Consider the following 8,680-nt stretch of genomic DNA (forward strand, 5'->3'; position numbering starts at 1 on the left):
CGCCGACGCCGAAGGCGCCCTTGACGGCGAGACGCGGCACGTCACAATGCGCGCCGCCCCACCCCTCCCCCGGGCGAGGCGGCATGCGGGGCCATGGCCCTACCTCTCCCGGAGGCGAGCGTGAGCACTGACCTCGAGCGCGACGCCGAGCGGCTGGAGTACGCGCGGCTGGCCGTCGAGCACGCCCACGACAAGGGGTGGACCGACGGGCTGCCGGTCGTGCCCGCCACCGCGCGGATGGTCGAGGAGTTCCTCGCCACCACACCGCGGGCCGCCGACGAGGTCGTCGCCGCGGTGCCGCACCTCGGCCGGCAGTGCACGGTCGAGCAGGCCGCGGTCAACGCGGTGATGGCGGGCTGCCGGCCGGAGTACTTTCCCGTGGTGCTCGCGGCGTGGGACGCGCTGATGCGGGAGCGCAGCGTGACCGGCGGCGGCTGGCAGAGCACCAGCGGACCGGCGCCGCTGATCGTGGTCAACGGGCCGATCCGCCAAGAGTTGGGCATCAACTCCGCGGGAGGCGTGCTGGGGCCGGGGTTCCGGGCGAACGCGACCATTGCGCGGGCGATCGGGCTGGTGGTGCGCAACGTCTTCGGCATCCGGCCGCAGGAGCTCGACCAGGCTACCCAGGGTATTCCGGGCCGCTTTTCCTTGTGCATAGGCGAGAACGAGGAGGAGAGCCCGTGGGAGCCGCTGTCGGTCGAGCTCGGTCTGCCGCCGGGCGCCGACGCGGTGTCGGCGATGTTGTTGCGTACCTGTGAGTTCGTCGACAACCGGCACACCATGGACGCCGAGGAGGTGCTCTGGGACATCTGCGACACCGTGGCGCGGACCGGGGCGGCGATCGTGCCGTACTCCTCGGCGGGGCTGATCCTCGGTGTCGAGCACGCCCAGCAGCTGGCCGATGCCGGGTTCGGCAAGGCCGACGTCCAGCGGTGGCTGTCCGAGCACGCCGTGCGCGGCCACGCCGACCTGGACCGGGCCGGCAAGCGCGTCGAGGGCTCGCCGGCGAACGTCGACGAGCGCGGGATGCGGATGGTCCCCGACCCCGCCCAGATTCCGATCATCGTTGCGGGCGCGCGCAACGCGGCGATGTCGATGGTCGTGCGGCCGTTCGGCTTCGCCGGCTGGTCGCGCGAACCCCAACCGGTACAGCGTTGACCTCGGAGTACACAGTGGACATATCACTCGCCGGCAAGGTAGCCATCGTCACCGGGGCGGGGCCCAACATCGGCAGCGGAATCGCGCTGGCGCTGGCGAAATACGGCGCGAAGGTCGCGTGCAACGACGTCGACGCCGAGGCGGCGCGGACCGCGGTGCGACGGATCGAGCGCAACGGCGGCACCGCGATCGCCATCCCCGGCGACGTCACCGACTCCGAGCGGGTCGCGGGGTACGTGCGCGAGGTGGTCGAGACGTTCGGCCGAGTCGACATCCTGGTCAACAACGCCGCGCTGCTGGGCGGCAGGGGTGTGCTCGACGAAAGCGTGGACTTCTTCCGTCGCGCGGTCGAGGTCGCCGCGCTCGGCAACTTCCTGAACACCAGGTGCGTCGGCCGGTACATGGCCGAGCACGGCATCCGCGGATCGATCGTCGCGGTGTCGTCGTCCAACGGCTGGTCCGGCTCGGCCGGCGTGATCGCGTACGCGTTCCACAAGGGCGGCGTCAACAACTTCGTCCGGGCGGCCGCGATGGACCTTGCGCCCTACGGAATTCGGGTCAACAGCTTCACGCCGACCGCGCCAACGCCGGACAACCCCGAGCTGATCGCCGCACAGGGCCCCGGCGGCGTGCTGGACCGGCCGCCGTCCTTGCGCCACGGCATCGGCAGCGAGGACGGAACCGAGCCGTGGCGCCGGCCCGCGCGCTGGACGGGCGAGCGCCCACCGCTCGTGCCGATGGGCACCACGGGCACGCCGACCGACATCGGCCACTGCGTGGCCTGGCTGTGCTCGGACTACGCCAGGCTCATCACCGGATGCGACTTCGTCGTCGACGGCGGTGCGCGGGCGAAGAACTTCGCGTACCTACCCGCCGCACCCGGTGAGCTCGCCGGCCCGCTACCCCTGATCCCCATAGACGGCACCGGCGAGCTCGACGGCGCCACCGCGACCGAACGGGGTTAGAGGCCGAAGGCGAGGAGCACATGGCCGCCCGGGGTGGGATATTCGGGGATGTAGCCGGACTGGACGTAGACCATCCCGTGTGAGATCACGACGCCGCCGCCGGTGCCCGAGATGGCGCTGCCCCGGCCGACGAGGCCGTTGACGCCGGTGAAGTCGCGGATGGTGTCGAAGGTCCACAGCACCCGGCCGGTTCTTGCGGAGTAGGCGCGGACCTTGCCGTCGTTGCTGCCCTGGTAGACCACTCCCGGGCTGCTGGACGTGGCCGCCCCGTGGGCAAGCGCGCAGATCTCCGGATGTGCCGCGGCCCCACCGGTGGTGCAGCCGTCGGCGGGATTGGGTGTCCGCCACAGCACGCGGCCGGTGCGCGGGTCGAGGGCGAACAGCGTTCCCGGGCCGGCGAAGTAGGTGGCGGCGTACAGCCGGCGCCCGTCGTAGCTGGATCCCCACTGGATGCCGCCGAGCCCGCCGCCGGGGATCGCGACGCCGAGTTGGCGGCGCCACACGACCTCGCCGGTGCGGGCGTCGAAGGCATGGTAGACGCCGTTCTTCTGGCCGACGCCGACCACGGTGCGACCGTCGGCGGTGAAGATGTTGGGTGTGGCGCCGATGTCGTAGTCCAGCGCGGTGCCGTCGTCGCGGCTCGGGCAGTAGCCTTCGGTGTCGGGTTCGTTGCACAGCATGCGCCAGGTGTCGGCGCTGACCGTCTGGTTCCTCCAGCGCACGGCCCCGGTGCGGGCGTCGAGCGCCAGCAGCGAGTCGACGTCGCCGCCGCGGCCGCTGTAGTTCTGCCCCGTCCCGATGTACAGGGTGTCGGTGCGCGGATCGATCACCGGCGAGCTCCACACCCCCACCCCGGACGGCTCGAACTTGGTCGCCCCGCTCGGCCAGGCGCCGACCGCCCGCGGCTGCGGCACCGTGTGGTGGCGCCACACCAGCTCTCCGGTGCCGGCGTCGAGCGCGTCGATGTGACCACGGAAGGTGCAGCACGGGTACTCCCGGCCGAGGAGGTTCTCCAGGCTCGACACCCCGACGTAGACCCGCCCGCGGTACACGATCGGCGAGCTGGTCACGGTCGCCGTCGGGTGCGCGTCGATCTGCCGGGCCCACCGCAGCTGGCCGGTGCCGGCCGCAAGGGCATAGACGTGGCCCCGGGTGTCGCCGAAGTACACCGTCCCGCCGGAGACCGCCGGCCCGTCCCACACCACGACCAGCGGGTCCCCCGGCACGACCGTGGCCAGGTCGAACGTCCAGCGCTCGGCACCGGTGCGGGCGTCGCGAGCGTAGAACTTGCCGTCCGGACCGCCGAAGTAGATGGTGTCGCCGACCACCGCCGGCTCGCTGCGCACCGCCTTGTTCGGCGACGGCGGGTAGGCGAACGCCCACTTGAGCTTGAGCCGCCCGACGGTGTGCGGGTTGATGCGCCATTCCGCGGCGTTGTGCCGGGAGCCGGCGAGGTCCCGCTGCCAGGTCGGCCAGTCCCCCGGCCGACCATGGTCTATTGTGGACTGGTCGACGGTGGCCGACGCGCTACCGACCAGGCAGGTCGACAGCACGGCGGCCGCCATCGCGACAATGGGAATTCGTGTTCCGTGAAATACCACGAACGTCATCCCACATCAGCAAAAGCAACTCTGTAAAGCTCGCCGGGAGCCTCGATTGTTTGACAAATGAATGACATGGCTACCGCCACGTCGGCCCGCCGCCTCGGCGTCGCACCGTTCATCCCCAACCTTGAAGGCCCGCGCCGTACGGGTAGAGCGGAGTCCCGTAGGAGGTCGGCACCGGCTGGCCGGCATTGATCCGTGCCCGGATGTCGGTGCGTTCGGCGGCGGTGGCTCCGAGGTCGTACGGCAGATCCCAGTTTTCCACGGCGTCGGCCGGGATGTCCGTGCCGCCGGGGCGCAGGACCTGGTCGAGGCTGCGCGGAAGTTGCCAGGGCAGCCTGCCGCGTGGGGCGTAGTCGCCGAAGAGCAGGGCGGCCGCGGCCGGGCCCAGCTCCTCGCCGCCGCGGTAGGTCACGACGATGGCGTTCGCCAGGCCGTTCCAGTCGGTGATCACATAGGGACGCGGCAGGACGAGCAGCACCACGACCGGAATTCCCTGGTTGCGGAAGCTCTGGATGATCGCGCGCTGGTCCGGCGGCAGGTAGGGCTGCTCCTTCACCCAGTTGGTGCCGTGGGTGTAGGACGCCTCACCGACGGCGACGACGGCCAGCCTCGGCGACGGACCGGTGTCCTGGTAGACGTTCACCCCTGCGAGCCGGGCTCGGGCCCGAATGGCGTCGAGAATGCTCTGCGAGCCGTATTCCTGGTGGAAGAAGCTGGTCCACACGCAACAGGCGTTGCCGTCGGGGGCCCGCGGCCCGGCGACGACGATGTTGTCCCCGGGGGCGAGCCGCAGCGGGAGCGTGCCGTCGTTGCGGAGCAGTGTCATGGCTTCCCGTGCGGCCTGGTTGGCCAGGGCGGCGTAGGCCGGAGTGTGGAACCGGTAAGGCCCGTTGACCGGATCGCCGTAGGGGTTCTCGAACAGTCCTAACTGGAACTTCAACCGCAGCACCCGCCGGACCGCGTCATCGATCCGCGCGGCGGGTACGTTCGCGGTGAAAGCGGCAAGGGAGAAGCCGGGGGCGCCGGGGTCGGCCCCGCCCATGACGTCGGAGCCGGCGTTCGCCGCGCCCACCCACGAGCCGGACGGCAGCCAGTCGGTGGTGATCAGGCCGGTGTAGCCCAGGTTCTGCCGCAGGTAAGCCAGGATCGGGGCGCTGTCGCCGGCCCCCGGCCCGCCGGGATCGAGGTAGGAGCTGCCGGCATAGCCGGGCATGATGTTGACCGCGCCGGCCTCCATGGCCGCCCGGAACGGGATCAGGTGGTACTTGATGGTCACCGCGTCGTAGACGATCAACGCTTCGCCGCCGGCGCCCTCGCCCGGCCAGTGCTTGACGGTCGCGAGCACGGACCTCGGGTTCAGCTCCGGGCCGCCCTGCAGGCCTGCCACCAGCGCGCGGACCTGGGCCGCCGCCACCTCGGCGTTCTCACCGTTGCCCTCCTGAATGCGCGGGTAGAGCACCTTGGTGCCGACCTCGGCCAGCGGTCCGAGCACGCCACGGGTGCCGACCTCCAGCTGCTCGCGGCGCTGCAGATCGCCGAGCTGGTAGTCCAGCGCGTAGTTCCGGGCGGCGGCGAGCGCACTCTGCGTGGGGTAGGTGGTCTGGTACCCGTGGATCGTGTCCCCCGCCGAGACGAACGGGATGCCCAGCCGCGTCCCGGCCGAGGCGAGCAGGAAGTTGTGCAGGTCCTGCGGCTGGGCCGGGCCGAAGTGCCAGCCTGACTGGGGAAAGGCCTGCGCGTTGTAGAACATCTGGTAGGCCTTCTCCGCCAACGTCATCCGTCCGAGCAGGTCGCTGACCCGGTTCTCGACGGGCTGGCGCCAGTCCTCGTACGGCTCGATGCTCCCGTTCCGGTTGAGGTCCCGGCTGCCGTTGATCACTCCGATCCCGTCGGCGACCGTCTCGACGGTGGGCAGGTAGACGCTGAAGGTCCGGATGTTCGACGTCAGGTTCGGGCCCATGGCGACCACGAACCACTTGTACGTCCAGCGGTCGGGCAGGTCCCAAGTCGGCGTGTAGCTCGTGCCGGTCGGCTCGGCCACCTTGGTGTAGAGGTCGATCAGGTTGCCGGAGGCGGCGAAGTCGTAGTCGGTGCGGCTGATGTTGATCCACACCTGGTACCGCACCGCGCCGGGGACGCTCGCCCAGGACAGCACCGGCCGCCGGGTGCCGGTGATCATCGCGCCGTTGGCCGGCGCGGACAGCGCGAACTGCCCGGTGGTCGCCGGCGGTCGGGTCGGCCCGGACAGCATCGGCGGGGTGACCGCGGAGTTGTCGACGGTGCCGCGGATCTCGAGCTCCCACAGGGAATAGCCGTAGCCGGTGGCCCTTGCGGTGCCGAACAGCCGGGCGTACCGGCCGGTTCCGCTGACGGCGAGGTTCTCGATCCCGCCGCGGCCGGTCGTGGTCGAGTAGATCGTGGTCCAGGTGACCGCGTCGGCGGATGTCTCGATACGATACCCGGTCGCGTAGGCGGCCTCCCAGTTGAGCACGGCGCCGGTGATCGTGGCGGTCCCGCCGAGGTCGACCTGAATCCACTGTGGATCGGTGGCGAGGCTGCTCCAGCGCGTGGTGGTCCGGCCGTCGAGCGCCGCGGCGGGCGCGTTTCCACCCTCCCACGAGGATGCCGCCACCGGCCGGAACCGCGAAATGACCGGGTCCGCCGGACCACCACCGCCGCCGCTGCCGTAGACCCCGAACTCCCAGAGGGAGTAACCGAACCCGGTCGCCCGGACGGTGCCGAGCATTCGGATGTACCGGCCGGTTCCGTTGACCGCAAGGGTTTGCGTCCCACCGGTGCCGGTGGTGGTGGAGTAGATCGTGGTCCAGGTCGTCGCGTTGTCGGACAGCTGGATCTGGAAAGCGCTCGCGTAAGCCGCTTCCCAGCTGAGCACGACCTGGCACACCGCGGTGGCGGACCCCAGATCCACCTGGAGCCACTGCGGATCGCTGAACGCGCTCGACCACCGGGTGCCCGGGTTGCCGTCCACCGCGGCCGATGCCGGGGTACTGGTGCCCTGCGCGGAAGAGGCGGTGGCCGGGCGGTTCCGCGCGACGTCGGCGCCGCAACCGGTGGCCGGGAACTCGCCGAAGACCCGAAGCTCCCACAGGGAATAGCCGTAGCCGGTGGCCCTTGCGGTGCCGAGCACGCGGAGGTAGCGGCCGGTCCCGTTGACCGCAAGGGTTTGCGTCCCACCGGTGCCGGTGGTGGTGGAGTGCACGGTGGTCCACGCGGTGGCGTCGGTGGACACCTGGATCTGGAACGCGGTGGCGTACGCGGCTTCCCAGTCGAGCACGACGCTGGTGATCGTGGCGGTCCCGCCGAGGTCGACCTGGATCCACTGCGGGTCGGAGAACGCGCTCGACCACCGGGTGCCCTGGTTGCCGTCGACGGCCGCGGACGCCGGGGTGCCGGCATTCTCCACCGAGGACGCGGTGGCCGGTTTTCCTTGGGAGATCAGGGAAGGCGCCGCCACGACCGGGACCGGCGAGAGGGCGACCAGGCCGCCGGCCAGCAGGGCCGCGACCAACGTGTGACGGATCATGGCGATCACCAGCCGACCGCGACGAGCAGCCACTGCGGGTCGCCGTGCGAGACGAACGAGGACTGGTTGGCCACGTCGTCGTACGGGAACCCGTAGGACAACCGGTTGATGGCGTGGTCGTGCCAGAACTTCGCGTAGTAGTTCGCCGGCGCGGCACGGTAGTACCCGGCCGGATCCTCCCACTGCGACCGCGGCAGGTGGGCGGTGTGGCGGTTGAGCGCCGCGCACATGCTCGGGTTGCCGGCCAGGCTTCCCGCGCAGCCGAAGATGTCCGATGTGGACGCGGTCACCCCGACCGAGTTGGCGTACGCGGTGAAGTAGTTGGCGTTGACGCCACCGGCCCGGAAGTTCGGGTGGCTGCCCGGCGCGATGATCCGCAACTGGCCCGGCGCCTGTGCCAGCACGTCGAACTCGGCCGGCACCTCGTCGACGAACTTCGCGAAGGTGGCCGCGCGGTCCTCGGCGAAGGTGGCCCGGTCCTCCCCCACCTCCACGTCGTAGCCGTCGCGGGCGTGCAACCGCATCGCGAGCTTCAGCCCGAACGCGTCGACCCGGGTGGTGTTGCCGTTGAACACGGCCGGCCCGACGGTGAACTCGATGAAGTCGAAGAGCTGGCCGTTCGGCGCGCCGAGGTAGAAGTACATCCGGCCGGCGGAGTTGGCCGGCATGTCCAGGTAGGGCTGCTCGGCGATGGAGTGGACCTGCCCGTTGAAGCTCCAGAACACCTGGCTGTCCGGGTACCTGCCGTTGGTCCGGTTGAGCACCTTGACCGTGAGCACGTTCCGCGCAGGCGGAATGGTGCTGGTGTCACCCCAGAATTGGTCCGGTGGCGGCGGTGCGGGCCCGCCGGTGCCGTAGATCCCGAACTCCCAGAGGGAGTAGCCGTACGGGGTGGCGCGGGCGGTGCCGAGCATCCTGACGTAGCGGCCGGTTCCGGTGACGGCCAGCGTCTGGTTGCCGCCCGTGCCGGTGGTCGTGGAGTACACCGTGGTCCAGGTCGTGGCGTCGTCGGAGACCTGGATCTGGAAAGCGCGGGCGTAGGCGGCCTCCCAGTCGAGCACCACCTGGCAGACCGCGGTGGTCGTGCCGAGGTCGACGCGCAGCCACTGCGGATCGCTGAACGCGCTCGACCACCTGGTCCCGGTGTTGCCGTCGACGGCGGCGCTCGCCGGGGTGGCGGCGTTCTCCGCCGACGAGGCCGCCGCCGGCCGGTTCAGCGCGACATTGCCGGCGCAGCCCGCCGACGCGAACTCGCCGGTGATCCGGAGCTCCCAGAGGGAGTAGCCGTACGGGGTGGCGCGGGCGGTGCCGAGCATCCTGACGTAGCGGCCGGTTCCGGTGACGGCCAGCGTCTGGTTGCCGCCCGTGCCGGTGGTCGTGGAGTACACCGTGGTCCACGTCGTGGC

Annotated in this window: 5 protein-coding genes; 2 read left to right on the forward strand and 3 right to left on the reverse strand. The window is 70.9% G+C overall.

Translation table 11 applies throughout. The annotated features are described in order from the left end of the window. Positions 1 to 120: 120 nt before the first annotated feature. Complete coding sequence (locus VGX25_RS26955; protein WP_326920709.1) at positions 121 to 1,158, forward strand: hypothetical protein; 1,038 nt, start codon at positions 121 to 123, stop codon at positions 1,156 to 1,158. A 14-nt stretch (positions 1,159 to 1,172) separates the two neighbouring features. Beyond that, the gene (locus VGX25_RS26960; protein WP_326920710.1) at positions 1,173 to 2,123 is read left to right on the forward strand and encodes an SDR family NAD(P)-dependent oxidoreductase; all 951 of its coding nucleotides are present in this window, start codon (positions 1,173 to 1,175) and stop codon (positions 2,121 to 2,123) included. Here the strand turns inward: VGX25_RS26960 and VGX25_RS26965 are convergent. From VGX25_RS26965 to VGX25_RS26980, 3 genes are all read right to left on the reverse strand, one after another. Next, complete coding sequence (locus VGX25_RS26965; protein WP_326920711.1) at positions 2,120 to 3,688, reverse strand: PQQ-binding-like beta-propeller repeat protein; 1,569 nt, start codon at positions 3,686 to 3,688, stop codon at positions 2,120 to 2,122. The two genes, VGX25_RS26960 and VGX25_RS26965, sit on opposite strands and share 4 nt — an antisense overlap. Positions 3,689 to 3,842: 154 nt before the next feature. Further along, positions 3,843 to 7,274: a discoidin domain-containing protein gene (locus VGX25_RS26970; protein ID WP_414635985.1), complete on the reverse strand. Its 3,432-nt coding sequence runs from the start codon at positions 7,272 to 7,274 to the stop codon at positions 3,843 to 3,845. 5 nt (positions 7,275 to 7,279) lie between these two features. Then, on the reverse strand, positions 7,280 to 8,680 hold a 1,401-nt coding region (locus VGX25_RS26980; protein ID WP_326920712.1), incomplete at its 5' end, for a beta-1,3-glucanase family protein.

Source organism: Actinophytocola sp. (assembly GCF_035942955.1).
Taxonomy (GTDB): Bacteria; Actinomycetota; Actinomycetes; order Mycobacteriales; family Pseudonocardiaceae; genus DASYTH01.

Excerpts from the sequence above, each read along its gene's own strand:
- VGX25_RS26965 (WP_326920711.1), bottom strand. The coding sequence starts at position 3,688 with ATGGCGGCCGCCGTGCTGTCGACCTGCCTGGTCGGTAGCGCGTCGGCC.
- VGX25_RS26970 (WP_414635985.1), bottom strand. The coding sequence starts at position 7,274 with ATGATCCGTCACACGTTGGTCGCGGCCCTGCTGGCCGGCGGCCTGGTC.